This is a genomic window from Corynebacterium gottingense, assembly GCF_007559235.1.
Classification (GTDB): Bacteria; Actinomycetota; Actinomycetes; order Mycobacteriales; family Mycobacteriaceae; genus Corynebacterium; species Corynebacterium gottingense.
In genome coordinates, this window is record NZ_VMHH01000001.1 from 251,320 (window position 1) to 275,132 (window position 23,813).

Consider the following 23,813-nt stretch of genomic DNA (forward strand, 5'->3'; position numbering starts at 1 on the left):
CAGTCTAGGCAGGTGTACCTAGCTGGTTCCAATCGTTTACGCAGGCACTCGCCCGCTTACGCGACTACGAATTCCGCGTACTGGTCGGCGAGCACCTGGGGCAGACGGACGTCGATACGCGTGCCCTGCTCCTCGTACTCCTCGCGGCGCACGGTGCCCTCCTCGTGGACGTGCGAGACGACGTCGCCGCGGGTGTACGGGACGAGCATCTCCACGTGGGCGTCGAGGGTGTTGAGGAACAGCTCGACCTTGCCTTCCAGCTCGGGGATGCCCTCTCCAGTAAGAGCGGAGACGAAGACAACATCGTGGCCGGAGGAATCGAAGGCGTGGCGCAGCTCTGCAAGCACGAGCGGATCAGCCTCGTCGATCTTGTTCACCACGACGATCTCCGGCGGGATTTCCTCGCCGGATTCGCGAGTGATCTCTGCCAGGACCTCGTTGACCGCCTTGATCTGCTTCAGCGGGAATGGGTCCGAGCCGTCCACCACGTGCAGCAAGAGATCCGCGTTCGTGACCTCTTCCAGCGTGGACTTGAACGCCTCGACCAGCTGCGTGGGCAGGTGGCGCACGAAACCGACGGTATCGGTGAGGACAACATTGCGGCCGTCCGCCAGCTGGGCGCGCCGCGTCGAGGGGTCCAGGGTGGCAAACAGCGCGTCCTCCACCAGCACACCCGCGTCCGTCATCGCGTTAATCAGCGAGGACTTACCCGCGTTGGTGTAGCCAGCGATGGCAATCTTGGGCGTGGTGGAACGCTGGCGCCGCGCGCGCTTTACCTCGCGCGCCGTCTTCATCCCCTTCAGCTCGTGGCGCAGGCGCGCCATGTCCGCGCGCAGGCGGCGACGGTCTGCCTCAATACGAGTCTCACCAGGTCCGCGGAGGCCCACGCCCCCGTTGGAGCCGGCGCGGCCGCCCGCCTGGCGGGACAGGTTGCCGCCCCAACCACGGGTGCGCGAGAACAGGTACTCCATCTGCGCCAGCGAGACCTGTGCCTTACCTTCTCGGCTCTTCGCGTGCTGGGCGAAGATGTCCAGGATGAGCATGGTGCGGTCGATGACTTTGGTCTTCAGTGCCTCCTCCAGCGCCACGATCTGCGAGGGCGAGAGCTCACCGTCAAAGACCACCGTGTCCGCGCCGGATGCCTGCACGATCTCGCGCAGCTCCCCGACCTTGCCGGCACCGATGTAGGTGCCCGGGTCCGGCTTGTCGCGCTTTTGGTAAATCATCTCCACGACTTCCGCGCCCGCCGTCTCCGACAGCGCGGCGAGCTCGCGCATGTTCGCTTCCATCTCCGCGGTCGTGCCCTCGAGCCACGCGCCAACGAGGATCACTCGCTCAAGGCGCAGCTTGCGGTACTCAACTTCGTAGTCGTCTTCGAGCTCGTCAGTACGAATCTCGGTGTGCTGTGTCACCCTGCGGAACGAGTTGCGCTCCTCCAAGTCGAGCGCGCCGGTGGTCGGAGCGTCAGCGCCGGGCTGCGGCGAGTTGTGCCGGAACGCCCGCTCGAGCAGCGCATCACGCGCCGCATCCTGGTCGCTCTGGTCGTCCTGTGCTCCCTGAGCACCCTGGGTGTAGAACGTTGAGGTCATTCAGTCCTTCTGGTCAGAACTTCCGGGCCGCGTGGGTTCGCGCGCCCAGCGCATTCCGAGGAATGCTTACGTTGTAGTTTACGTGTTTCCTCCAACGCCGTGTGCATGCGGATCATTCCGTGCGCACATTGCTTTTCGACGCCACCGTGACCCCGCAGTTCTCACCCCGGTGCATACGCCGACTAGGCTGTGCTTCATGAGCGAAACTCTGAGTACCCGAGCCCAAGCGGCCACCGCGAGCAACGGTGCCCACCAGGACCTTGCTGCGATCGGCCTCGGTTTTTCCAAGTGGCAGGAAGCAGTCGAGCAGGCAATCGCCACCAACCGCCTCGCAGTCACGGGCGAGGTCCGTGGCGGGCAACTGATTCAGTACGGCGACCCGTCGGGCGCGCAGCTCAACATCCTGGCTGTTGAGCCGTTTGCCACCTTCGCTGGCTTTGCGTCGCAAACACGCACGTTTGCGCACATCACCCCGCTCAACGACGTCGTCGCACTGGCCGACGTTGTTGATCCGCACGGTAACACCATTTCCTCCGTCACCGTGAATCTGGCACAGGGCCCGCTGATCGTCGACGAGCCGACGCTTCAATGGCAGGAGCTGGGCATCACCGCACTGATGTTGGACCAGCAGCGTTTCGATTCCACCGACGCGTACCTGGCGGCCAACCCAGGTGCAGTCCTCGGCGCCGTGACCTCCCCTGGTGCGGAAGCCGTGGGCAACGGCGCGGCCACCACCCCTGACGCAGCGGCGCAGCTTTCCGCACGCGTCCTCGACGCGGAATACCGCACCTCCGAGCTGACCGGCCAGCGCTTCATCCACGCATCCGTGGATGGTGCCTTCCCGTTCGACGTGTGCCTGCCGGACGGCGAGCTCCCGCAACGCGACTCCGTCATCGCCGGTACCGCGGTGCTCGCCGGTTCCATCCCCGCTCCGAGCGGCGGCGGGTGTGGCGGCTGTGGCGGTTCCTGTGGCTGCGGTGGGCACTAGGGATACAGACATTCGGTCCCGGCGACCCCGTTGACCCCGTTGACCCCGTTGACATGGTCCCCACACGCCGATCGAGGAGGTGACCGCACATGGATCCATCACGAAAAGACTTGCTCCGCGCCTTGTGGGGCGCGCTGTTGTTCGCAGTGGCAGTCCTGCTGGTGATCTTCCTCCGGCTCCCAGGGCTCATGCTCACGCTGCTCCTCATCCCGCTCGCGCTCGCGATACACCGCCGGTACGACACGAATCCGGAGATCGCGTCGCTGAAGGCGTCGCTGCGCATCGCGCGCGACGACATGGAGGAGATCCTCCAAAGCTACGACGATCTCAAGTACGGCACGTCCACGCAGTCCGTCGCAGATCGCACGCTGCACTACCCGGCGCTGGCCAACGGCGACGTCTCGCAGCACGCCATCAGCGAGTTCCTGCTGCGCACCTCCTCGGCGCGCCGCTTCATCGCGCGCATTGACGGCTACCTGGAATCCCCGGACATTGACCGCTTCCAGCTAGAAAAGCTCATTGGCATTGCCGACGAGCGCGCGCTCGAGCTTTCCGAAGCGTGGGACGACGCCCGGCGCGTCGCGCGCCAAATCGGGCCCGCGTAGCGCTGCGAGCGCAACCCCCTACAGCAACTGCTGCAGCTGCGACGGCAGTGTGATGCCCAGCCGAGGCGCGACTGCGACTGCGCCGCCGACGAGGAGCCCGAGCGCGGCGAGCACCCCAAGTGCGATGGCAACTGCCTTTCCCGCCGAGCTGGCCTGCTCCGTGTTTTCTGCTCTCGCCGGGACCGCTGGGGGCGCCGCGGTGTCGGCCAGGGGCTCACCTGCGGGTGAAGGGCCGTCGCCGTGACGCGTGCCGACGCCTCCTTGCTGGTTCACGTCCGCTTCCGTGGGGAAGCTGACCGTTACGTTGCCGCCCTGCGCGCACGCCTTGTCTGCCTGCTTCGTCGCGGCGACGTTTGCGCGCTCGTAGGCGATGGCTGCGGGGAGGTCGACGACGCGCGGTGCTTCCTCGTTAAACCTCCTGATCTGGTCCTGCGTCAGGTCCAGCTGTTCATTGGCGGAGAAAACCTTGCCCGGGTTCTGGGCGAACTCATCCCATCCTTCGTAGCCCATTTCGGCCCACGCTGCGTTTGCGGTCTCTCCCGGGAAGAGCTCAAACTCCCAGGAATTCGCCCTCCCGGACTCCACACGTTGCAGGTACGCGTCGGTTCGGGCTTGCGCTGCGACGATGTCCGTGATTGTTCCGGCCGTATCGGGGCCGTATGCGTCCTCGAGCGACGCAACTTCGCGTTCGTACTCTGCTTCGACGTCTGGGGCGACGTCGGTAAAGTTTTCGTAGCTGATCAAGGTCTCTACCACGGACTCGTTTGCTGCTAACGCATCGAGGCGCTTGAGTTGTTCGGGTGTGAGCGTGGTTTTACTCGCAACGATGAAGAGTCGCTCCAGCGCCACGGTGTCATACAGCGCGTACGCCTTGGCCTCGTCTTCGGTGAGGCTGACAAAGCAAGACTGCGCGCCCAGTAGCCCCGAGTCTTCCAGCGGGCCGACATCGGCGGCGTTGGCGGGTGGCGCCACTGCGGCCACTGCAACCACTACGGCCATCGGGGCGGCCACGCTGGCGAGCCGCCGGGAACTGGGTCGCTTGGTGTCCCGGTGATCGTCGTGAAGCGGACGTGCAAACGAGGCTGCGAGGTGCATTGCGGCTACTTTCAAGGAGCTTCTACTGCGCGCCGGAGGGAGAAACGGCGTCCGCAGCGGGACCGGGAAGGATGAGATCTCCGTGCGCCACGATACGCGAGGGGCCCGTCATGCGCGCGGTTTGCTCCGAATTTACTGAGTCTTCGCTGATTGCAACTTCCACCGCACCGCCGGGGACGCGCACAGTGACGGTCCCAGCCGCCTCGCCTGCGGCACGCAGCGCGGCGGCCGCGGCGGCGACGGTGCCAGTCCCGCAGGAGCGGGTCTCTCCTACGCCACGCTCCCAGACGCGCATGGAACACTGCCCGTCGCGCGCCTCGGTGAGGAGCTCCACGTTGACGCCCTCCGGGAACACGGCAGCGTCAAACTCGGGGGCGGACAGCTCCATGGCTGCGAGCTCCTCAGCGGTCATGCCGGGCACGACCGCGGCGAGGTGCGGGTTCCCCACATCGACGGCGACGCCTTCAAAGGTGCGCGATCCGATAGTCGCCCAAGAGTCAGCCCCAACCCGCACGGCGCCCATGCCCACGGCAACGACGGCGTCGCGCTCGTCAAAGCGCTCGACGTGGATCCGCTTCACTCCTGCGCGGGTGTGCACGTCAAAGTCGTCGGCGGGTTCGAGGCCCTCGGCCTTGAGCACGTGGGCGAATGCGCGGATGCCGTTGCCGCACATCTCAGCGATCGAGCCGTCGGCGTTGCGGTAGTCCATGAACCAGGTGCCGTCGATACGCACGACGCGCAGCAGGCCGTCGCCGCCGATCCCGGCGCGGCGGTTGCACAGCCAGGCAACCTGTTCGGGGGCGAGGTCGAGCTGATTGTCGACGTCTACGAGTACGACAAAGTCATTTTCTGTCGCGTGGGCTTTGATGAACTGTTGCGGCTGAGTCATGGTTGCGAGTCTAGACGCAGCGCGCCCAGCGCCTGGTCGAGCGTCTCTCCCGACGCGGCGTCGAGCCACGCGATGCGGTGGTCCCGGTTGAACCACGAGCGCTGGCGGCGCACGTAGCGGCGCGTGCCGGTCACCGTGCGCTCGACGGCCTCGTCGCGGGAAAGCTTGCCTGCCATCATGTCAAGAACCTGGGCGTAGCCGATGGCGCGCCCGGCGGTGGAGTCGCGGACGAGCCCGTCACCGATGAGCGATTCAACCTCGTCGATGAGGCCGCGCTCGAACATGAGGTGCGCGCGTTGTTCCACGCGCGGGTTGAGCCACTCGGCGTTCGTGCGCAGCCCCACGATGCGTGTCCCCCAGCGCGGCGGCGCGTCCTTTGGCGGCTGGGACGCCTGGAAGGGCTTCCCGGTCAGCTCGATGACCTCGAGCGCGCGCACCGTGCGTCGCGGGTCCTTGTCCTCGATGACGCGGGCGGCTTCGGGGTCGATCGCGGCGAGCTCGTCGTGCAGCGCGTCGGTGCCGATGGCGAGCCTGCGGTCCTCGTACTTTTGGCGAACTGCGGGGTCGGTGGGCGGGAACGTCCAGGCGTCGATAAGCGACTGCACGTACAGCATCGAACCGCCGACGAGGACGGGGACCTTGCCGCGCGCCATGATCTCCTCAACGGTGGCGACGGCGAGTGCCTGATACTCGGCCACGGACGCGGTCTTGGTGACGGGCCAGATGTCCAGCAAGTGGTGCGGGATGCCGCCGCGCTCTTCGGGGGCGAGCTTGGCGGTGCCGATGTCCATACCCCGGTAGAGCTGCATGGAGTCGACGTTGACCACCTCCCCGCCGACGTGCGAAGCGAGCGCGATGCCCAGGTCGGACTTTCCGGACGCCGTGGGGCCAACGACAGCGATCGGGCTGACCGAGCTCTCGGGGGCGTGAGTCATGCCACCTCCCACAGCGCAACGTAGCGGCCGACGCCAAGCGACGCGTCCGAATCAACCAACTGGCTGCTCACCCGGTTGAGCCGGGCGAGTTCGAACCACAGCACCGGCTCGAGCACGCCGAGCTCCTCCAAGTTCTCGGGCAGCGCGACATCCTCGCCGTCGGCGAAACGCCCCATTGCGCGGTGCAGTTCCGGAGCTCCGTAGATGAGCGCGAGCGGCGCGCGCTCGGTCAGGCCCGCCGACCCGTCCGCCACGACGATGGTGAGCACGCCTGGGTCAGGTGCTCCCACGTGGCTGCGCACCTCACGCACGCGGGTGCTTCGGCCGGCCAGCGAGGGTTGCGCGAGCGCGTAGCGGGCGACGAGCTCCGGCAGGTAGTTTCCCTCGCCGACGCTAACCTGTGGTGCGCCCCACGCGGCGAAGGAGCCAGTATGGGCGGTGTAGTGCTGCTGGTTGCGCGGGCAGACAATGTCAATGGTCGCCGCTGTTTCTCGGGCACCTGAGGCGCCGAGGGCGTCTACCGCCTGCCCAACCGCCGTGCCGATCGCGCCGAGCAGCCGCCGGGAAGGTTCGTGGGCCGCGGCGAGGGCGTCAACCAAGGCCGGCGACCCCGGCATGATGAGGACCTGTGCGCTGTGTTTCACCCGCACCACTCTAGTTGGCGTGCTCGGCGCGCAACCGGGTGGGAGGTCCGCTCCCGGAGCAAGGTTTGGCCGCGCAGCTGCCGGTACCCCTGTAAAGTTTGAGGAAGCACTCGCCACGCGGCGCCCTGCAACGGACGCCGCGTGGCACTGGCAGCCGCGTCGCGCGGCACTTTGAACGTAGGGAAAGGACCTGCAATGACCTCATCGGACCAGACACCGAAGCCAGCTCCGAAGCCCGGGGCGACCCCCGCTCCGAAGCCGGGCGTGAAACCTTCACCGGCCGCGATGCCGAACCGCTCGCCCAAGCCCGGTCCCGTGCCTGGTTCCGCAAACCCGCAGGCTGCCACCCCGTCCCCCGTCCCGCCGAAGACGCCTGCGGTGCCCACCGCTGACCCGTCCAAGTTTGGTCGCATCGATGAGCACGGCGCGGTCTTTGTCACGCGCGGTGGCACGGAGCGCCAGATCGGCTCCTGGAAGGCAGGGACACCGGAGGAAGGCCTGGCGCACTACGGCCAGCGCTTCGACGACCTGGTCACCGAGGTCGAGCTGATCGAATCCCGCCTGGCAGCCCACCCGGACGACGCCGCGCAGCTTCGCCAGCGGGCCGAGGCACTGAAGTCGACGCTGGACGAGCAGGCGGTCATCGGCGACCTGGACGCCCTGGACGCGCGACTGGACGCGGTCATCGCGGCATCGGACGTCGCCGGCCAACAGGCCCAGGAGGCGAAGGCGCAGCGCCGCGCCGACGCCATCGCCAGGAAGGAGGCGCTCGCGGCGGAGGCGGAGGAGCTCGCCGAAAGCTCCAATGAGTGGAAGGCCGCGGGCGATCGCATCCGCGCCATCCTCGAAGAGTGGCGCACCATTCGCGGCATCGACCACAAGACGGACGACCAGCTGTGGAAGCGCTACTCACGCGCCCGCGACGCGTTCAACCGTCGCCGCGGCTCCCACTTCGCCGAGCTGGACCGCAACCGCGCCGCCGCCAAGCGCGCCAAGGAGGAGCTGGTCGTGCGCGCCGAGGCCCTGCAGGACTCCACCGATTGGAACGAGACCGCGCGCGCGTACCGCGACCTCATGAAGGAGTGGAAGGCGGCCGGCCGCGCCCCGCGCGACGCCGACGACAAGCTGTGGGCCAAGTTCCGGGCGGCACAAGATAAGTTCTTCGGCGCCCGCGACGCCGTCAACGCCGAACGCGACCGCGAGTTCGAAGCGAACGCGCAAGCCAAGGACGCGCTGATCGCAGAGTACGAGCCGCTCATTGACCCGTCGAAGGGCCTCGGCGGCGCAAAGGCGAAGCTGCGCGAGCTGCAGGACAAGTGGGATGAGATTGGCTACGTCCCCCGCGGAAAGGTCCGCGAGTACGAGGACAAGATCAGCGCGCTCGAGCGCCGCGTCGCAGATGCAGAGGAATCCCGCTGGCGCAAGACCGACCCGGCAGCACAGGCCAAGGCTAACCAGTTCCAGGTCAAGGCAGATGACCTGACCAAGCAGGCTGAGGCTGCAGAACAACAGGGCAACGCGAAAAAGGCCACAGAGCTGCGCGAGCAGGCCGCCCAATGGCAGGAGTTCGCCGACGTGGCGTCCAAGGCGGTCAGCGACAACTAGGACAACTAGTGCTCACCCCGCAACTCTTCGCGCCCCGGCCCGACTCCTCCGCACCACACGCTGCCGCAGACGACGCGGCACACGACGCGGCGGCCGCCGTCGTCGGGGCGTACGCCTTTTCCGCCACCCTTGCCATCCAGGACATCACTGGCATGGCCACCTCAGGCGTCACCGCGTCGCACATTGCGAAACGCTTAGAGCCGTCAGCTGAGTCGACTGCGTACCTCTTCGCGCTCACGGATGCGCGCGCACCGCGCCCCGTCACCGACCTCGGATACCCCGAGTTGTTCGCAGCCGACCTCGAGCACGTCCAGGCGTGGGTCTTCGTCTCCCTGCCGCTCCTCGAGGACCTCACCGTCATCGAGGCAAACATCACCCTCGACGCCGCGATCGCACCCCTACCAGGAGAACCCGTCCCGGACGAACCTTGGCGTGCCGCACTTTCGCTTGTCGACGCCCTGTCGACCCAACTCGAGCGCCCCACCCGACACATCTGGGTAACCCACGCGCCAGGCGAATTTACCCCACCGGCCGCCGAGGAGTTCGGCTACGCGCCCGCGTTCCGCGAGGATCAGGCGACGTTTCCGGTCGAGCACATCTCGGCACTCCCCGCTCCGGCCGGTGACATCCAGGTCGTGGAGGGCCCCGGCTTCCGCACGAACCGCACCGGCGCGCCGGGCGAGGCGCAGCAATTCGGCCGGTTGCTTACCGCAGCCTCACGCGACTACCCGCGCGGCGACCTGCGCCTGGACACCATCGAGTGGGACCTCCAGCGCATCACAGACGCGGGCGCCAGGCTGACCGACCGCGGCGGTTTGCAGCTCACCGGGATCGTCCGTGTCGCGGGCGAGATCGCCGGTCTGTGCGAGGTTGTCCGCTACCTTTCTGATGACCCGAAGGTCTGTGAGCTTGGGCTCGTCTACGTGCTGCCCGAGCATCGCGGTCGCGGTCTCGGCGCGGGGCTCATTCGCGCCACGCTCGAGCACGCGCGGGATGTGTGGGAGGGCCTGGAGACCGCCTACTGCTCGTACCCCGACGGTTCCGCAGCTGCGGAATCCATCATGAGGGCGCTCTCTGCCGAGTCTGCCTCCGCCACGACAGCGTGGCAAAAGCTCGAGGAGACGGATTAGCTGCGCGGCCGGTAGAGTGCGTTCGCGGCGGACGACGTTGCCGCCGAGCCGACCAGCACCAGAATGGTGTAGAGGATGCCGGTGATGCCCAGCATCTGCAACAGCCACCCGAAGAAGAGGGCACCGACGACGGCGCCGCCGATCGAAACAACCCAACGCATACACAAGTCCTTCCATGTGGGGAACAGGTAAAGTCTGGCCCTCCACCGTACCGATTCTCCGCTCCGCGCGGGTCGCCCCCGGTCAGTCCACCTAGTCCGAGGGGTGCTGGCGGTGGCGTTCGGCGGCCCGGGCGCGGCGATCGTCGATAAGCAGCGGGTTCTCGCTGTATCCCTGGGCCTGGCGGGTGGCTTCCTGCTGGGCCTTGGCCACGTCGTCGGTGTCGTCGAGCAGCGCGCGGCGCTCACCGGCCGCCCGCTGGGCTGCGTCGCGGCGGGTGATCACCGGGATGAAGGCGAACGTGGCCACTGCAACCGCGAGGATGGCCAGGTAGCTGCCCGGGCCGTGGTGAAATCCCTGGTCAAACGCATCGCTTGTGCGGCGAAGCCACAGCGCGAGCACAGACGCAAACAGTGCGACCGTCGTGAGCATCCACGCGGGCGCGGCGAAGACGAAGCGGCGGGTGGCCAGCGCCACCGTCGTGAGCACGCCCAGCCCGGCCAGCGACAGCCACAGGAACACGGTCTCCGTGAGCTTCGCCTGAACGCTTGCCGACGCCTCCGTAACCCCCACGAACTGCCAGCCGCTCACCCCGCCCGCAAACGGGAGGAAGAGTGCAATGAGGTACACCACGACGCAGCCGGCAAGCACCCAGAACCCCGCGTTGACCGGGATGGTCGCGCCAGCCGCCTTCTCGGCGCGCGCGGCCTGCTTGGCATCGCCGCCCTTGTAGGTGTGGGCGGCCGCGCTCTGCTCCGCGAGCCGATTGTCCTCCGGGTGTGGTGCCTGCGCCATGGTGGCCTCCAATGAGTGTGCGTGGAAGTGGTTCGGGCAGTGAGTCTAGTTGCAGCCGCACGCGCCGCCCGCTGCGGCGGTGCCGGTTGCGGGGTCCGCGTTAGTGGCGGGGCGGCCGATCGTCGGCAAGCCCAAGCCCACCCCGACCGGCGCCGTGGTGGGCACCTCACCTGCGGCCGAGTTATCGCCCGCCTTGGTGCGGCGGTGCGAGCGCACACCCGAATCCGCGATGAGGAAGTGGGGCTTGGAGTCAGTCACGGTCACGTGGACGATGTCTCCCGGGCGGATCTCGCCGTCGATGTTGCCCTCGGGTGTGAAGTGCACGAGTCGTCCGTCACGGGCACGGCCGGACATGCGGTGGGTCCGGTCGTTTTTGCGACCCCCGTCGGCCTGGACAAGCAACTCCTGGTCGGTGCCCACCAGCTTGGCGTTCTCCTCCTCACTAATACGCTCCTGCAAGGCGACGAGGCGCTCGAACCGGTCCTGCACGACCTCTTTCGGCACCTGGTCCTCCATCTCCGCGGCCGGGGTCCCGGGGCGCGGCGAGTACTGGAAAGTAAACGCCGAGCTGAAGCGCGCCTGCTCCACCACGTCGAGGGTGCCCTGGAAGTCCTCTTCGGTCTCGCCGGGGAAGCCGACGATGATGTCAGTGGTGATCGCCGCGTGCGGGAGCTTTTCACGCACCTCGTCGAGAATGCCGAGGAACTTCTTGGTGCGGTAGGAGCGGCGCATGTCCTTGAGCACCTTGTCCGAGCCGGACTGCAGAGGCATGTGCAGCTGCGGGCACACGTTCGGCGTCTCCGCCATCGCGTCGATGACATCAGAGGTGAACTCGGCTGGGTGCGGAGAGGTGAAGCGCACGCGCTCGAGCCCCTCAATGTCGCCGCAGGCGCGCAGGAGCTTGGAAAACGCGGAACGGTCGCGCTCCAGGTCCTCATCAACAAAGTTCACGCCGTACGCATTCACGTTCTGGCCCAGGAGCGTAATTTCGGACACCCCCTGGTCCACCAGCGCCTGGACCTCTGCCAGGATGTCGCCGGGTCGGCGGTCCGCTTCCTTGCCGCGCAGGCTCGGCACGATACAGAAGGTGCACGTGTTGTTGCAGCCGACGGACACGGACACCCAGCCCGCGTACGAGGACTCGCGCTTCGCCGGCAGTACCGACGGGAAGACCTCGAGGGACTCGACGATCTCCACCTGCGCCTCGTCTTCCACACGAGCGCGGTCCAGCAGCGCGGGCAGCGCCGACAGGTTGTGGGTGCCAAACACGGCATCGACCCAGGGGGCCTTTTCCAGGACCGTGTCCCGATCCTTTTGCGCCAGGCAGCCACCGACAGCGATCTGCATGCCGGGGTGCGCTTCCTTGGTCTTCTTCAACTGGCCGAGTGTGCCGTAGAGGCGCTTGTCCGCGTTTTCGCGCACCGCGCACGTGTTGAACACCACGAGGTCGGCTTCGGTCTCCTGCTCCGCGGCGACGTATCCGGCGCGTTCAAGCATGCCGGAAAGTCGCTCCGAGTCATGCACGTTCATCTGGCAGCCGAAGGTGCGCACCTCGTAGGTGCGGCCGGCTCCACCGCTGGTCACTTCTTGCCCCTGAAGATTCTGTTGCTGCGTCACGGTTGCACAGTGTATCGCCGCCAACGCCCGCAGCATAACCGGGAATTCCACCACCCGCGCCGCTCGAGTTACCCACAGTTTGGGGGAGGTTTACACAAAGTTTCACAAAAGCATGTCACAGATCACTTGGATCAGCTAAATGTTATATGCATGACACAGGCTACTGAACCCATGATTCTCATGGAGGGCGTGCAGAAGTATTTCGGTGACTTCCACGCCCTGACTGACATCAATCTCACCGTTCCCAGAGGCGAGGTTGTCGTTGTGCTTGGCCCATCCGGGTCCGGCAAGTCAACCCTGTGTCGCACGATCAACCGCCTCGAAACCATCGAGGAAGGCTCGATCCACATCGACGGCAAGCTCCTTCCTGAGGAAGGGAAAGACCTTGCCAAGCTGCGCGCCGACGTGGGCATGGTGTTCCAACAGTTCAACCTGTTCCCGCACCTGACCATCCGTGACAACGTCACGCTCGGCCCCATCAAGGTGCGCAAGCACAGCAAATCGGACGCAGTCAACCGCGCGAACGAGTTGCTCGACCGGGTTGGCATTGGCAACCAGTCAGGCAAGTACCCGGCGCAGCTTTCCGGCGGTCAGCAGCAGCGCGTCGCTATCGCGCGTGCCCTGGCCATGGACCCGAAGGTCATGCTTTTCGACGAACCCACGTCCGCCCTCGACCCCGAGATGGTGGGAGAAGTCCTGGACGTCATGAGCGAACTCGCCGCATCCGGCATGACCATGGTCGTAGTCACACACGAAATGGGCTTCGCCCGCAAAGTGGCGGACCGGATCCTCTTCATGGCTGACGGCGAGATTGTGGAGGACTCCGACCCAGAATCCTTCTTTACCAACCCGCAGTCGGATCGTGCCAAGGACTTCCTGGCCAAAATCCTTCCGCATTAACCCCCTACGCCCTTCCCTTCCCCTCATCCCAATCCCAAAGGAGACCACTTATGAACCGCATCTTCCGCGCCCTGGCAACCACGTCCATCGCAGCGCTCACCGCCACCATGCTCGTCGCGTGCGGCGGCACCTCGAGCGAGAGCGGCGACGGCCTACTCGCCCAAATTGAGGCGGGCAACGTCACCCTGGGCACCAAGTATGACCAGCCGGGCCTCGGCCTGCGCGAAGCAGACGGCTCCATGACCGGCCTGGACGTGGAAATCATGACCTACGTGGTCAATTCCATCGCCGATGCGAACGGCTGGGAGCACCCTGAAATCACCTGGCGCGAAACCCCATCAGCGCAGCGCGAAACCCTGATCCAAAACGGCGAGGTCGCCGCCATCGGCGCAACCTACTCCATTAACTCTTCTCGCGCAGAGGCCGTGAGCTTCGGCGGCCCCTACCTGCTCACCCACCAGGGGCTGCTCGTGCGCAGCGAGGGTAATGACATCAACGGCCTGGATGACCTTGACGGCCGCATCCTGTGCTCCGTCACCGGCTCCACCCCGGCGCAGAAGGTCAAGGACGCGCTCCCCGGAGTGCAGCTCCAGGAGTACGACACTTACTCCTCGTGCGTCGAGGCGCTGCGCAACGGCAACGTCGACGCGCTGACCACAGACAACACTATTTTGGGCGGCTACGCGGCCCAGTCCCCGGGCGACTTCAAGGTCGTGGAGCTGGAAAAGGACGGCGAGCCGTTTACCAACGAGCACTACGGCATCGGCGTGACCAAGGACGACACCGAAACCGTCGACGCCATCAATACCGCGCTCGAGGCTATGTACGAGGACGGCTCCTTTGACACGTTCGTCAACGAAAACCTCGAGGGCGGCGTAGGTGTCGAGCAGGACAAGCCGGGCGACCTGTCCTTCCTGGAGCAGTAGGCGCTCCCCACGCGCCCGCGCGCCCCGCACCAGCCCCCAATCTACTCACCGCACTGCACCGAGGAGTCAACTATGGACGCCCTATGGGCCGACCTGCTGCCAAAGCTTTGGCCCGCATTTTTCACCACAATCCGGCTCACCGTCTATTCGGCCATCGGCGCGATGCTCTTAGGCACGCTGCTGACGGCAATGCGCGTCTCGCCGGTCGGTGTGTTGCGCGGGCTCGCCACCACCTACATCGAAACGGTGCGAAACACCCCACTCACCCTGGTTGTGCTCTTCTGCTCGTTCGGTCTGTACCAAAACCTCGGGCTTGAACTGGCCAGCAGGGACTCCTCGACGTTCATCGCGGACCAGAACTTCCGCCTGGCGGTGCTCGGCTTCATCCTGTACACCAGCTGTTTCGTCGCCGAGTCGCTCCGAAGCGGCATCAACACCGTCCACTTCGGCCAGGCCGAAGCTGCCCGCTCATTGGGCTTGAGCTTCGGGCAAATATTCTCGCTCATTATTTTCCCGCAGGCCGTCCGCGCGGCGATCGTGCCACTGGGCAACACGCTGATCGCGCTGACCAAGAATACGACCATCGCGTCAGTTATCGGTGTCGCCGAGGCATCGCTGCTGATGAAGTCCACGATCGAGTTCCACGCCAACGAGCTCTTCGTCGTCTTCGGCGTCTTCGCCGCCGGGTTCCTCATCCTCACCCTGCCGATGGGCCTCGCCCTCGGCTGGCTTTCTGACCGATTGGCGGTGAAGCGCTAATGTCCGTACGCGCAACAGTTCTTTACGACGCCCCCGGCCCCAACGCCGTCAAACGCAACTACATCTACACCGCTGTCACCATCGCCGTCCTCGCTGCGGCCGCGTGGTGGGTGATGAGCACGCTCGCCGGCAACGGCCAGCTCGAGGCCGCAAAGTGGACCCCCTTTGTCCAGGCCAACACCTGGACCACCTACATCTTGCCTGGACTCCTCGGCACACTGAAAGCAGCTGCGCTCTCCATCGTCTTCGCCATCGTCTTCGGCGTGATCTTCGGCCTCGGCCGACTCGCCCAAACCAAGGTGGTGCGCTGGTTGTGCGGCGTGATCATTGAGTTCTTCCGCGCCATCCCAGTGCTCATGCTCATGATCTTCCTGTACCAGCTCTTCGCGGTATTCAAGATCGTTCCTCCGAAAGGGCTCGCGTTCTGGGCCGTCGTCATCGCGCTGACGCTCTACAACGGCGCCGTCATCGCCGAGATCCTTCGCGCCGGCATCAAGTCGCTCCCGCGCGGGCAGTCGGAGGCAGCGCAGGCCTTGGGCATGTCGCACTGGCAGACCATGTGGCAGATCCTGCTCCCCCAGTCCGTCGCCGCAATGCTGCCGGCGCTCATCTCTCAGATGGTCATTGCGCTGAAGGACTCGGCACTGGGCTACCAGATCGGCTACATCGAAGTTGTCCGTTCGGGCACTCAGGTCGCGTCCGCAAACAAGAACTACATCCCTGCGCTCATCGTCGTGGCCATCATCATGATCGCCATCAACTTCCTGCTCACCCGCTTGGCGTCACGCGTTGAACACCAGCTTCGCGCAGGTCGCGCGCGCCGCAACCCCTTTGCCAAAGTTCCCAAGCAGCACAACCAGGGCCTGGAAACCAAAGACAACGTCAACGTGGACTGGCACAACCCCAACTACACCAAGGTTGCCAACCCCGACGAGTAGACGCGGGGCATCGCCTCTCGACGCCACGCCCACGTCACTCACTCTCCATCGAGCTCCGCGAGGCGCTGCTCAAGCACCTCGCGGCCCAGACGCAGCGCCATCCCCTCGGGGAAGCCGCGGCGCGCCATCGCGCCGACGATGCGTCGCAACACCTTGTCGTACTCGGCCCGCCCGTCGGGGCGGTGCCTCACCTGGCGGGCCTTCTTCTCTGCCACCGCCCGCGCGGTGGCCTCCTCGTCTGCTTCACTGAGCTGCGCTAGGGCCTCGGCCCGATCGGCCTGAGCCACGCCCTTTTGCTGCAGCTCCCTGTCCAGGAACCGCGATGACTTCCCGCGCCGTTTCGCGCGCTGCCGCACCCACTCGTGGGCGAACGCGGCGTCGTTGAGCAGCCCGGAACCTTGTAACTGGTCAAGAACGTCCTCAACGAGCTGTGGCTCGAACTCCGCGCGCAGGAGGCGGGAGCGCAGCTCGTCGCGGGAGCGCGCCCGCTGGTCGAGCAGCCCCAGCGCCCGCTTTCGCACTGGGGCCAGGGCCTCCTCCCGGGTGCGGTCGAAGAGCTGGTTGCTCCCCTCGCCGCGTTCGTAGGCCTCGACGGCCTCCTTGAGCTGCTCAAGTTTTTCCGGGTCAGGCTGGGCCGCCCCCCGATCGCGTGGGCCTGCCACTACTTCGCGTCAGCGGCGGACGCACCGGCCGGGGCACCGTCGCCGACCTCGTCGTCGTCAAAGTCGACGTTGGGGACCATGTCCACTGGATCGTCGCTAAGCTCATCGCCCTCGCTGTTGTTGGACTTGGCGTACGCGCCGACGCCGAGGGCCTGGAAGATCTTGTCCTCGATCTCGTTGGCCAGGTCCGGGTTGTCCTTGAGGAAGTTGCGGGCCTTCTCCTTGCCCTGGCCGAGCTGGTCGCCCTCATAGGTAAACCAGGAGCCGGACTTCTTGACGATGCCGTTGTCGACGCCGAGGTCAATGATGGAGGACTCGCGGGAGATGCCCTCGCCGTACATGATGTCGAACTCGGCGATCTTGAACGGCGGCGAGACCTTGTTCTTCACAATCTTCATCTTGGTGCGGTTACCAATGGAATCCTGGCCGTCCTTCAGGGTCTGGATTCGGCGCACGTCACAACGCACGGAGGCGTAGAACTTCAGCGCCTTACCGCCGGTGGTAGTCTCCGGCGAGCCGAACATCACACCGATCTTCTCGCGCAGCTGGTTAATAAAGATCGCGGTGGTGCCGGAGTTGTACAGCGCACCGGTCATCTTGCGCAGCGCCTGCGACATCAGGCGGGCCTGGAGGCCGACGTGGGAGTCGCCCATCTCGCCCTCGATTTCCGCCTTCGGCGTCAGCGCTGCGACGGAGTCAATCACGATGATGTCGATGGCGCCGGAGCGCACCAGCATGTCCGCAATCTCCAGGGCCTGCTCACCGGTATCCGGTTGGGACACCAGCAGGTTATCGGTGTCCACACCGAGCTTGCGCGCGTACTCCGGGTCAAGCGCGTGCTCCGCGTCAATGAACGCGGCAATACCGCCGGCGCGCTGGGCGGAGGCGATTGCGTGCAGTGCCACCGTCGTTTTACCGGAAGATTCCGGCCCGTAGATCTCTACGACACGGCCGCGGGGCCAGCCTCCGATACCGAGGGCGACGTCAATCGCAGTATTGCCCGAAGAAATGGACTGGATTGGCGGACGGTTATCGTCTCCAAGACGCATAATGGCGCCCTTGCCAAAGTCCTTCTCAATCCGAGCCATCGCCGCATCGAGCGCGTTTTGACGTTCGTTGCCGCTATTCGCGGCAGCCTTCTTCTTCGCAGCCATGTTGTTCTCCTTTATGTCTTTCGTAGGTTCGCACGCGGCACCGTGGCCGCCCTTTATCTAATTAGACGCACGACCATAGGGGTGCGGTTCCCTCTGCCACCAATCTTTTTCTCCTGTGGCGCTGACTGGCACTCTACGGCAGGGCGCGGACACGCAACGACTATACACGCATAGGTGTTCGAGTACACGTCGCGACACCCAAGTGGGCCCACCCCCTCCACGGCGCACCGCCGACAAAGGGCCGCGCGCTACCTCCCAGGCCGGTCTACGCCCAGGCGGCGCTCCTGCGGCACGTCAAAGGAGTCACACAGTCGCTCCCACGCCGCCTTTGGATCGACCCCGCTTTCGATCATCTCTGCAGCCGTTTCGCCCTCCGCGGAAATCACCTGGGACTGGATAATCCAACCGGCGCGATCCGAGCCGAATTCGTCTTCCACCAACTGCCGAAATTCCGTCAAACGCATGCCGTCTAACCTACACGCGCGCCGCTCCCTCCCCGCATCGCACGAGTTGAACAGCGTTCACTAAGGTTTCACCCATGAGTACACACACCACCCCGGCAGCCAATGCGGGGTCCAAGCCCGGTATCACCGCCGTCGACATTGCCTACATCGCCGTCTTCGCGGCCATCTTCTGGATCCTCGGTTTTGTCTCCATCCCCGTCGGCACCGCCGGCGTACCGATCGTCCTGCAAAACGCCGCCGCAATCCTTACCGGCCTGGTCCTCGGCGCTCGCCGCGGCACCGCCTCCGTCGTCCTCATCCTGCTCATCGGGCTCGCGTTCCCGGTCCTCGCGGGCGGTCGCACGACCCTCTACGCGCTCGGATCCCCCACCGCGGGCTACCTCGTCGGCTACATCATCTCCGCGGCCGTCGCCGGGGCGATCGCCTACTCCGCGCTCCGCTCGTCCAAAGCCGGACGAGTCATCCCCTTCCTCGTCGCCGGCTACCTCGGTCTCGCCCTGCAGTACCTCTTCGGCGTCTTCGGCCTCATGCTCCGTGCCGATCTCATCTTCGGTGCCGCCTGGCTCGCCCAGGTCCCCTTCTTGCCCGCCGACGCCGCGAAGATCGCCGTCATGGTCATCATCGCGCTCGCCGTCCACGCCGCGTTCCCCGACATGCGCCGCCGCTAATGCCCACTATCGAATTTCGCGGCGCCGCCGTCTCCTACGACGGCCGCACAGTGCTCGCGCCCCTCAACCTCACGCTCACGGAGCGCCGCATCGGCATCATTGGCTCCAACGGATCCGGCAAATCCACCACCGTCCGCCTCATCAACGGCCTCATCACGCCGTCCGAGGGGCAGGTGCTTTTCGACGCCATGTCACCCTCCACCGACGGCAAAACCATTCGCAAACGCGTGGGCTTTGTGTTCTCTGACGCGGAGTCGCAGATCGTCATGCCGCGCGTGCGCGACGACGTCGCGTTTTCCCTTCGCCGCTTCAAACTTCCCCGGCAAGAAGTGCGCGACCGCGTCGACGCAGCGCTCAAACGATTCGGTCTAAGTGACAAGGCTGAGTCGTCCCCGCACACACTTTCCGGCGGCGAAAAACAGCTTCTCGCACTGGCCTCGGTCTTGGTAATCCGCCCGGAGACGATCATCGCCGACGAGCCAACGACCCTCCTGGACCTGCGGAACCGACGCCGCATCATCAGGGAGCTCGACGCGCTGGACCAGCAGCTGATCGTCGTCACCCACGACCTGGACATGCTGCGCGGCTTCGACCGAGTCATTTGCATCAATGACGGCGAGCTGGCGTACGACGGGAACCCCGACGAAGCGATCGCTTTCTACACCGAGCTCATGGAGCAGACATCGTGATCCGTACGCTCCCCCTCGGCGTCTACGTCCCCGGCGACTCGGTGCTGCACTGCGCGCATCCGACGGCGAAGTTCGTCACGCTGCTGGTCTTCATCATCGCCGTCACATTGCTCCCCACGCGCCCGTGGCACGCACTCGCCGCGCTCGGGCTTGTGGTCACCCTCTACGCCGTGGCGGCCATCCCGCCGCGCATTGCAGCGGAGCAGGCGCTGCCAGTGCTCCCCCTGTTGGCGTTCCTCTCCGCGTTCCTCTGGTGGCAAAACGGTCTCGCCTCAGCTGCCGCTACGTTCTTCGGGCTCTTGTCCACAATCGCCGCAGCGAATCTACTCACGCTCACCACCACGGTGGAGGCGCTTTTAGACGCGCTTGATCGCAACCTTGCGCCACTCCAGCGTTTCGGGGTTCCCGTAAACACAATCAGCCTCGCCATCGCCTTGACGATCAGGCTCGTCCCACTCATGCTGGCAACAGCCAATGAGGTTCTGGAAGCGCGCAAGGCGCGTGGGCTCGGGCTCTCCGTCACCGCGTTTGGCATTCCTCTGGTGATTCGTGCCGTCTTGCGAGCGCGCATGATCGGAGAAGCACTGATGGCCCGCGGCGCGGCAGATTAACCGCGCCGCGGGCCATCAATGGGGACGTTTGCGCCACGCTCTCGCGCCGGCGCCCTCCTTAGTTCTCGCCGCGAAGCTCACGCATGCGCTGCGCGACAGCGTCGTCGCTGACGTTCGCGCCGTTACCGGCTGCACCCTGCGCGTTGCCGACCGCACCCTGCGCGTTCTGCTCGATGGCAGGCTTGGAACCGGAAGACAGCTCGCCGGACATCTCCGCGCGGATCTGCTCGAGGCGGCCGTGGCCCGCCATCTGGATGCCGGCGCGCTCGACCTCGGCCATACGGCCCTGGACTGAGTTCTCTGCCAGCTCGGCGGAGCCGAGTGCCTTTGCGTAGCGGCGCTCGATCTTGTCGCGCACCTGATCCAGGTTCGGTCCGGAGGCGGTGATGGAGTTCATGGACTGCATGGTCTCCGAGACCTTCTCCTGCATCTTCGCCTGCTCCAGCTGGCTGAGCAGCTTGGAGCGCTCTGCCACCTGCTGCTGCAGGTGCGCAGCGTTGCGCTCAACGGCCTGCTTTGCCTGGGTGGCCTGCTGCAGCGCCTGGTCGTGCAGCTGCTTCGTTTCCTCGATGCTCTGCTCCGCGGTGACGAGCTGCGCTGCGAAGGCCTCGGCCGCATTCTCGTACTCCTGGGCCTTCTGGGCGTCTCCACCCTCGCGAGCCTTGTCCGCCAGCTGCAGTGCCTGCTTGGTGTTCGCCTGCAGCTTCTCCACCTCTTCCAGGCGGCGGTTCAGCTGCATCTCGATCTGGCGCTGGTTACCAATCACCGCCGCAGCCTGCTGCGACAGGGCCTGGTGCTGGCGCTGCGCCTCACCGATAGCCTGCTCGATCTGCACCTTCGGATCGGCGTTCTCCTCGATCTTGTTGTCAAAGAGCGCCATGAGGTAGTTCCAGAACTTCGCAAACGGGTTAGCCATAGTACTTCAAGAACCTTTCGTTACCTGTCAGTCACACTAATAATCCAACACTCTAGTGTGCTGGGCCGAGTTATGCTTCCGCTGCGGCCGGTGAAGTTGTTGCCAATTCCTCCTGAATGGAGTGCAGCGACATGTTCGCCACGACCTCCATCAGCAGCTCCGCCACCGATGTATCCAACGCGGTGCAGATTGCCGCGAGCAGCTCAGAAGAGACCTCCTTGCGGCCGCGCTCCAGCTCGGAGAGGTAGCCAGAGGACACACGCGCCTGTTTTGCCAGCTCGCGCAGCGTCACGCCCTTATCGGCGCGGTAGGCGCGCAGCGACATGCCGAGGGCCTCGCGCAGCAGCGGCTCGCGCTCCTGCGCTTCCGGGGCGAGGGAGCGCCCCGCCGCGCCGTCGAGCGCGGCGGGCTGGATCATCGGTGATTCATGTACGAGAGTTGTAGTTGCCATCACGAGTACTAACGGTCCTCCCCTTGTGTTTGTTCCCGGACTTCGTTGTACAGGGCCGACAGCGCCGCGCCCACCGCCGCCTCGCGGATGTCCTGGCGCGATCCCCGCAGCGGCTCGGTGCCACCCGCGGCCAGGGCGAAGCTCCGTCGCGGACCCGCGACGCCGACCCACACCTCACCAACCGGGTGCCCGTCCTGCGGGTCGGGTCCGGCAACGCCAGTCAGCGCGACGCCGTAGTCCGAACCACAGACTCGGCGCGCGCCTTCGGCCATGGCGCGCGCCGTAACGGGGCTAACGGGGCCGTTCGCTTCCAGCACCGCGTGCGGTACCCCAGCCAGCGACTCCTTCAGGTCCGTCGCGTAGGTGACCAGGCCACCCCGCAGCACTGCTGAAGCGCCCGGCACCTGCGCCACGGTCGCGGCCGCGAGGCCTGCGGTGAGGGATTCACAGAAGGCGAGGGTGGCGGGGGCGTCGATAAGCAATGCGACGAGCTCACGCTCCATTGTTGGCCTTTCGCGCGTCCACGAGATACTGCACGCCCGTGACCACGGTCACCACGACGGCGATGAGCATGACCGTAAGCGTCGGGATGTCCATCCATCCGGGCAGCGGGCACAGGTACATGCCCACGCCGACGGTCTGCAGCACCGTCTTGAGCTTGCCGCCCTTGGAAGCTGGAACGACGTGGCCCTGGCGCAGCATCCACATGCGCCAGAACGTGATGCCCAGCTCGCGGACGATGATGACCACCGTGATCCAGACGGGCAAGGAGCTCGCGATGTTGAGCGTCACCAGCGCAGTGATCATCAGCGCCTTGTCCGCGATCGGGTCCGCGATCTTGCCAAAATCGGTGACAATATTGCGCGCGCGGGCGATGTCACCGTCGAGCTTGTCCGTGATCATGAGCGCCACGAACAGGCCAAAGGCCCACCACCAGTGTTGCGTGAGCACAAGCCACGCGAACACGGGGATAAACAGAATTCGCAGCGACGTCAGAGCGTTCGGCAGATTCCAATTGGACTGAGTCTTCACAAAAACCAGCCTACCTACCCATTCGCCGTGGCCTAGACTGCCACCCATGAAGTATTTTGCGTTTACCTATACCTACGGCGAGGACACGGCGCTTGTCGACGCCACCCGCCCCGCCCACCGCGAATTCATCGCCAGCCAGCTGTCGCTGGGACGGATCGTCGGCTCCGGCCCGTACGCGGGCGGCGAGCAGGCACTCATCATCCTGCAGCTGCCGGACACCGCCACGGTCGCGGACGCCGAGGAAATCATGGACACGGACCCCTACACCGAGAAGTCCGCGCTCGCGTCCCGCGAGGTCCACGAGTGGAACCCGGTGAGCAATATCTTCGCCGGGAAGTAAGCCGGCGTTTCGGCCGGGACGCCCCTCGTCCCTACTTCTTACCGCCGCGGGCGACGTGCAGGTGATCCGTCTCCCGCGAACCCGTGGCGGTGTGATCGCCCTTGCCGGAGGTAGCCGGATCATCGACCCACTCGATGTGGTGACCGTGCTTGTCCACCTTGCGGCGGTTGCCATGGTCGTCATAGTCGATGTGGTAGCTCGTCTCGTTCGGATCCACCTTGCCGGCCTTCACGTCGGCCCGATCCTTAAGCATCGACGCCACCGCAGTGACCACGAGTACGCCCACAATCACCACCAGCGAGGCCACAGTGCCAACCTCCGGTACGGCCAGGCCCTCGCCCCCGTTAATGAACGGCAAGTTGTTCTCGTGCAGTGCATGTAGCAGCAGCTTCGCGCCGATGAAGCCCAGGATGATCGCGAGCCCGTACGGCAAGTACACGAGCTTGTCCAGCAGGCCGTTGAGCAAGAAGTACAGCTGACGCAAGCCCAGCAGCGCGAAGGCGTTTGCGGTGAAGACCAGGAACGACTCCTGGGTGATACCGAAGATAGCCGGAATGGAGTCGAACGCGAACATCACGTCGATAAACCCGATGGACAGCAGCGCCACAAACAGTGGGGTCACTGCCTTTTTCCCCGCCTCAGTCTTCGACATGAGTCGGTCGCCGTGATATGACTTGGTCACCGGAATGACCTTACGCAGCGTCTTCACCACGAACATGTCATTCGGGTCTTCGTCGGGTTGGTCTGTCGCCTCGTCGTAGACGAGTTTGATCGCCGTATAGATCAGGAAGGCCGCGAACAGGTAGAACACGTCCGACCAGGCCTCGATGATCACCGCACCCAGCAGGATGAACAGGAGGCGGAAGACCAGCGCCATGACGATGCCGATCAGCAGCACCTTTTGCTGGTACGCCCGAGGGATTTTAAACGCGCCCATAATCAAGGCGAACACGAACAGGTTATCCACCGACAGTGAAAGCTCGGTGATGTAGCCCGTGAAGAACTGTACGCCGTGCTCGGCGTCCCAGAGCCACCAAACGATGCCGCCAAAGATTGCGGCCATCGTCATGTAGAAGGCGGCCCAACCTCCGGACTCTTTCATCGTGGGCTCGTGCGCATTTCGCACGTGCGAGACGAAGTCAAAGACGAAGAAGCCGAGAATCACCGCTGAGGTGATGAGCCAGATATACAGGGGCACATGCATAGAAATATCCTCCGGTCAGAGTTCGAACAAAGATGACCGGAGGTCTCC

Annotated in this window: 28 protein-coding genes; 12 read left to right on the forward strand and 16 right to left on the reverse strand. The window is 65.3% G+C overall.

The genetic code is table 11. The features are described from left to right. Positions 1-56: 56 nt before the first annotated feature. Positions 57-1,589, reverse strand: coding sequence for a GTPase HflX (hflX, locus tag FPH17_RS01215; protein WP_095277259.1), 1,533 nt, complete (start codon positions 1,587-1,589; stop codon positions 57-59). A gap of 196 nt (positions 1,590-1,785) precedes the next feature. On the opposite strand from hflX, the gene FPH17_RS01220 reads away from it, so the two are divergent. Next, on the forward strand, positions 1,786-2,577 hold the full coding sequence (locus FPH17_RS01220; RefSeq protein WP_154878373.1) for a hypothetical protein: 792 nt from the start codon (positions 1,786-1,788) through the stop codon (positions 2,575-2,577). A gap of 89 nt (positions 2,578-2,666) precedes the next feature. Further along, on the forward strand, positions 2,667-3,182 hold the full coding sequence (locus tag FPH17_RS01225; RefSeq protein WP_095277264.1) for a hypothetical protein: 516 nt from the start codon (positions 2,667-2,669) through the stop codon (positions 3,180-3,182). 18 nt (positions 3,183-3,200) lie between these two features. Here FPH17_RS01225 and FPH17_RS01230 read toward each other — a convergent pair whose 3' ends face one another. From FPH17_RS01230 to FPH17_RS01245, 4 genes are read right to left on the reverse strand one after another with little or no spacing between them, the layout of a single operon-like run. Beyond that, positions 3,201-4,277, reverse strand: a complete 1,077-nt coding sequence (locus tag FPH17_RS01230; protein WP_154878374.1) for a hypothetical protein — start codon at positions 4,275-4,277, stop codon at positions 3,201-3,203. Between the two features lie 22 nt (positions 4,278-4,299). After that, complete coding sequence (dapF, locus tag FPH17_RS01235; protein WP_144717197.1) at positions 4,300-5,166, reverse strand: diaminopimelate epimerase; 867 nt, start codon at positions 5,164-5,166, stop codon at positions 4,300-4,302. After that, a complete protein-coding gene (miaA, locus tag FPH17_RS01240; RefSeq protein WP_154878375.1) occupies positions 5,163-6,101 on the reverse strand; it encodes a tRNA (adenosine(37)-N6)-dimethylallyltransferase MiaA in 939 nt (312 codons plus the stop codon). The genes dapF and miaA overlap by 4 nt, the downstream gene beginning before the upstream one ends. Next, positions 6,098-6,745 (reverse strand): hypothetical protein, encoded by a 648-nt coding sequence (locus FPH17_RS01245; RefSeq protein ID WP_244288037.1) that lies wholly within the window; start codon positions 6,743-6,745, stop codon positions 6,098-6,100. Before FPH17_RS01245 ends, miaA begins: the two co-directional genes overlap by 4 nt. Before the next feature lie 195 nt (positions 6,746-6,940). Here FPH17_RS01245 and FPH17_RS01250 point away from each other — a divergent pair, with 195 nt between their 5' ends. Together FPH17_RS01250 and FPH17_RS01255 are read left to right on the forward strand one after the other, a co-directional pair. Then, positions 6,941-8,350, forward strand: coding sequence for a DUF349 domain-containing protein (locus FPH17_RS01250; RefSeq protein WP_167496751.1), 1,410 nt, complete (start codon positions 6,941-6,943; stop codon positions 8,348-8,350). 8 nt (positions 8,351-8,358) lie between these two features. Continuing rightward, complete coding sequence (locus FPH17_RS01255; RefSeq protein WP_244288038.1) at positions 8,359-9,480, forward strand: GNAT family N-acetyltransferase; 1,122 nt, start codon at positions 8,359-8,361, stop codon at positions 9,478-9,480. Here FPH17_RS01255 and FPH17_RS01260 read toward each other — a convergent pair. The 3 genes from FPH17_RS01260 to miaB all read right to left on the reverse strand — a co-directional run bounded on the left by FPH17_RS01260 (position 9,477) and on the right by miaB (position 12,087). Continuing rightward, positions 9,477-9,641 (reverse strand): glycerol dehydrogenase, encoded by a 165-nt coding sequence (locus FPH17_RS01260; RefSeq protein ID WP_095277275.1) that lies wholly within the window; start codon positions 9,639-9,641, stop codon positions 9,477-9,479. The genes FPH17_RS01255 and FPH17_RS01260 overlap by 4 nt on opposite strands. A 91-nt stretch (positions 9,642-9,732) precedes the next feature. After that, positions 9,733-10,434 carry an Rv2732c family membrane protein gene (locus FPH17_RS01265; protein WP_238397086.1) on the reverse strand — a complete coding sequence of 234 codons (702 nt, stop codon included), beginning with the start codon at positions 10,432-10,434 and terminating at the stop codon, positions 9,733-9,735. A gap of 45 nt (positions 10,435-10,479) precedes the next feature. Further along, a complete protein-coding gene (miaB, locus tag FPH17_RS01270) occupies positions 10,480-12,087 on the reverse strand; it encodes a tRNA (N6-isopentenyl adenosine(37)-C2)-methylthiotransferase MiaB (protein WP_154878377.1) in 1,608 nt (535 codons plus the stop codon). A 135-nt stretch (positions 12,088-12,222) separates the two neighbouring features. Here miaB and gluA point away from each other — a divergent pair, with 135 nt between their 5' ends. The 4 genes from gluA (at position 12,223) to FPH17_RS01290 (ending at position 15,574) form a co-directional block, all read left to right on the forward strand. Next, the gene (gene gluA / locus FPH17_RS01275; RefSeq protein ID WP_165765357.1) at positions 12,223-12,951 is read left to right on the forward strand and encodes a glutamate ABC transporter ATP-binding protein GluA; all 729 of its coding nucleotides are present in this window, start codon (positions 12,223-12,225) and stop codon (positions 12,949-12,951) included. Between the two features lie 50 nt (positions 12,952-13,001). Beyond that, positions 13,002-13,877, forward strand: coding sequence for a glutamate ABC transporter substrate-binding protein (locus tag FPH17_RS01280; protein WP_095547140.1), 876 nt, complete (start codon positions 13,002-13,004; stop codon positions 13,875-13,877). A gap of 72 nt (positions 13,878-13,949) precedes the next feature. Further along, positions 13,950-14,636, forward strand: coding sequence for a glutamate ABC transporter permease GluC (gene gluC / locus FPH17_RS01285; RefSeq protein ID WP_095534755.1), 687 nt, complete (start codon positions 13,950-13,952; stop codon positions 14,634-14,636). Then, positions 14,636-15,574 (forward strand): amino acid ABC transporter permease, encoded by a 939-nt coding sequence (locus tag FPH17_RS01290; protein ID WP_154878378.1) that lies wholly within the window; start codon positions 14,636-14,638, stop codon positions 15,572-15,574. The genes gluC and FPH17_RS01290 overlap by 1 nt, the downstream gene beginning before the upstream one ends. A gap of 38 nt (positions 15,575-15,612) precedes the next feature. Here the strand turns inward: FPH17_RS01290 and recX are convergent, their stop codons facing one another. The 3 genes from recX to FPH17_RS01305 form a co-directional block, all read right to left on the reverse strand. Next, positions 15,613-16,236 carry a recombination regulator RecX gene (gene recX, locus FPH17_RS01295; protein WP_154878379.1) on the reverse strand — a complete coding sequence of 208 codons (624 nt, stop codon included), beginning with the start codon at positions 16,234-16,236 and terminating at the stop codon, positions 15,613-15,615. Continuing rightward, entirely contained in the window at positions 16,236-17,390 is a 1,155-nt protein-coding gene (gene recA, locus FPH17_RS01300) for a recombinase RecA (protein WP_095277290.1), read from the reverse strand. Before recA ends, recX begins: the two co-directional genes overlap by 1 nt. A gap of 248 nt (positions 17,391-17,638) precedes the next feature. Next, positions 17,639-17,854, reverse strand: coding sequence for a DUF3046 domain-containing protein (locus tag FPH17_RS01305; protein ID WP_154878380.1), 216 nt, complete (start codon positions 17,852-17,854; stop codon positions 17,639-17,641). Between the two features lie 74 nt (positions 17,855-17,928). Here FPH17_RS01305 and FPH17_RS01310 point away from each other — a divergent pair, with 74 nt between their 5' ends. Genes FPH17_RS01310 through FPH17_RS01320 form a run of 3 tightly spaced genes read left to right on the forward strand, consistent with a single transcriptional unit; the run spans position 17,929 to position 19,822 of the window. Continuing rightward, the gene (locus FPH17_RS01310; protein WP_154878381.1) at positions 17,929-18,522 is read left to right on the forward strand and encodes a biotin transporter BioY; all 594 of its coding nucleotides are present in this window, start codon (positions 17,929-17,931) and stop codon (positions 18,520-18,522) included. Continuing rightward, positions 18,522-19,211 carry an energy-coupling factor ABC transporter ATP-binding protein gene (locus FPH17_RS01315; protein ID WP_154878382.1) on the forward strand — a complete coding sequence of 230 codons (690 nt, stop codon included), beginning with the start codon at positions 18,522-18,524 and terminating at the stop codon, positions 19,209-19,211. Before FPH17_RS01310 ends, FPH17_RS01315 begins: the two co-directional genes overlap by 1 nt. Beyond that, positions 19,211-19,822, forward strand: coding sequence for an energy-coupling factor transporter transmembrane component T family protein (locus FPH17_RS01320; protein ID WP_203085528.1), 612 nt, complete (start codon positions 19,211-19,213; stop codon positions 19,820-19,822). Before FPH17_RS01315 ends, FPH17_RS01320 begins: the two co-directional genes overlap by 1 nt. A 58-nt stretch (positions 19,823-19,880) precedes the next feature. Here FPH17_RS01320 and FPH17_RS01325 read toward each other — a convergent pair whose 3' ends face one another. From FPH17_RS01325 to pgsA, 4 genes are all read right to left on the reverse strand, one after another. Then, positions 19,881-20,738: a PspA/IM30 family protein gene (locus FPH17_RS01325; RefSeq protein ID WP_154878384.1), complete on the reverse strand. Its 858-nt coding sequence runs from the start codon at positions 20,736-20,738 to the stop codon at positions 19,881-19,883. Between the two features lie 70 nt (positions 20,739-20,808). Beyond that, on the reverse strand, positions 20,809-21,189 hold the full coding sequence (locus FPH17_RS01330; RefSeq protein ID WP_154878385.1) for a helix-turn-helix domain-containing protein: 381 nt from the start codon (positions 21,187-21,189) through the stop codon (positions 20,809-20,811). Between the two features lie 8 nt (positions 21,190-21,197). Then, the gene (locus tag FPH17_RS01335; protein WP_154878386.1) at positions 21,198-21,692 is read right to left on the reverse strand and encodes a CinA family protein; all 495 of its coding nucleotides are present in this window, start codon (positions 21,690-21,692) and stop codon (positions 21,198-21,200) included. Next, positions 21,682-22,221 (reverse strand): CDP-diacylglycerol--glycerol-3-phosphate 3-phosphatidyltransferase, encoded by a 540-nt coding sequence (gene pgsA, locus FPH17_RS01340; RefSeq protein ID WP_244288040.1) that lies wholly within the window; start codon positions 22,219-22,221, stop codon positions 21,682-21,684. The genes FPH17_RS01335 and pgsA overlap by 11 nt, the downstream gene beginning before the upstream one ends. A gap of 46 nt (positions 22,222-22,267) precedes the next feature. Here pgsA and FPH17_RS01345 point away from each other — a divergent pair, with 46 nt between their 5' ends. Continuing rightward, the gene (locus tag FPH17_RS01345) at positions 22,268-22,561 is read left to right on the forward strand and encodes a YciI family protein (RefSeq protein ID WP_154878388.1); all 294 of its coding nucleotides are present in this window, start codon (positions 22,268-22,270) and stop codon (positions 22,559-22,561) included. Between the two features lie 31 nt (positions 22,562-22,592). On the opposite strand, the gene FPH17_RS01350 is transcribed toward FPH17_RS01345, so the two are convergent. Continuing rightward, a complete protein-coding gene (locus FPH17_RS01350; protein WP_154878389.1) occupies positions 22,593-23,765 on the reverse strand; it encodes a TerC family protein in 1,173 nt (390 codons plus the stop codon). Positions 23,766-23,813: the final 48 nt, after the last annotated feature.

Coding starts and splice junctions, on each gene's coding strand:
- FPH17_RS01325 (WP_154878384.1), bottom strand. CDS start 20,738: ATGGCTAACCCGTTTGCGAAGTTCTGGAACTACCTCATGGCGCTCTTT.
- FPH17_RS01335 (WP_154878386.1), bottom strand. CDS start 21,692: ATGGAGCGTGAGCTCGTCGCATTGCTTATCGACGCCCCCGCCACCCTC.
- FPH17_RS01220 (WP_154878373.1), top strand. CDS start 1,786: ATGAGCGAAACTCTGAGTACCCGAGCCCAAGCGGCCACCGCGAGCAAC.
- FPH17_RS01265 (WP_238397086.1), bottom strand. CDS start 10,434: ATGGCGCAGGCACCACACCCGGAGGACAATCGGCTCGCGGAGCAGAGC.
- hflX (WP_095277259.1), bottom strand. CDS start 1,589: ATGACCTCAACGTTCTACACCCAGGGTGCTCAGGGAGCACAGGACGAC.
- gluA (WP_165765357.1), top strand. CDS start 12,223: ATGATTCTCATGGAGGGCGTGCAGAAGTATTTCGGTGACTTCCACGCC.
- FPH17_RS01225 (WP_095277264.1), top strand. CDS start 2,667: ATGGATCCATCACGAAAAGACTTGCTCCGCGCCTTGTGGGGCGCGCTG.
- FPH17_RS01230 (WP_154878374.1), bottom strand. CDS start 4,277: ATGCACCTCGCAGCCTCGTTTGCACGTCCGCTTCACGACGATCACCGG.
- FPH17_RS01315 (WP_154878382.1), top strand. CDS start 18,522: ATGCCCACTATCGAATTTCGCGGCGCCGCCGTCTCCTACGACGGCCGC.
- FPH17_RS01330 (WP_154878385.1), bottom strand. CDS start 21,189: ATGGCAACTACAACTCTCGTACATGAATCACCGATGATCCAGCCCGCC.
- FPH17_RS01345 (WP_154878388.1), top strand. CDS start 22,268: ATGAAGTATTTTGCGTTTACCTATACCTACGGCGAGGACACGGCGCTT.
- FPH17_RS01280 (WP_095547140.1), top strand. CDS start 13,002: ATGAACCGCATCTTCCGCGCCCTGGCAACCACGTCCATCGCAGCGCTC.
- dapF (WP_144717197.1), bottom strand. CDS start 5,166: ATGACTCAGCCGCAACAGTTCATCAAAGCCCACGCGACAGAAAATGAC.
- miaA (WP_154878375.1), bottom strand. CDS start 6,101: ATGACTCACGCCCCCGAGAGCTCGGTCAGCCCGATCGCTGTCGTTGGC.
- FPH17_RS01250 (WP_167496751.1), top strand. CDS start 6,941: ATGACCTCATCGGACCAGACACCGAAGCCAGCTCCGAAGCCCGGGGCG.
- recA (WP_095277290.1), bottom strand. CDS start 17,390: ATGGCTGCGAAGAAGAAGGCTGCCGCGAATAGCGGCAACGAACGTCAA.
- gluC (WP_095534755.1), top strand. CDS start 13,950: ATGGACGCCCTATGGGCCGACCTGCTGCCAAAGCTTTGGCCCGCATTT.
- FPH17_RS01260 (WP_095277275.1), bottom strand. CDS start 9,641: ATGCGTTGGGTTGTTTCGATCGGCGGCGCCGTCGTCGGTGCCCTCTTC.
- FPH17_RS01290 (WP_154878378.1), top strand. CDS start 14,636: ATGTCCGTACGCGCAACAGTTCTTTACGACGCCCCCGGCCCCAACGCC.
- FPH17_RS01310 (WP_154878381.1), top strand. CDS start 17,929: ATGAGTACACACACCACCCCGGCAGCCAATGCGGGGTCCAAGCCCGGT.
- FPH17_RS01305 (WP_154878380.1), bottom strand. CDS start 17,854: ATGCGTTTGACGGAATTTCGGCAGTTGGTGGAAGACGAATTCGGCTCG.
- FPH17_RS01350 (WP_154878389.1), bottom strand. CDS start 23,765: ATGCATGTGCCCCTGTATATCTGGCTCATCACCTCAGCGGTGATTCTC.
- miaB (WP_154878377.1), bottom strand. CDS start 12,087: ATGCTGCGGGCGTTGGCGGCGATACACTGTGCAACCGTGACGCAGCAA.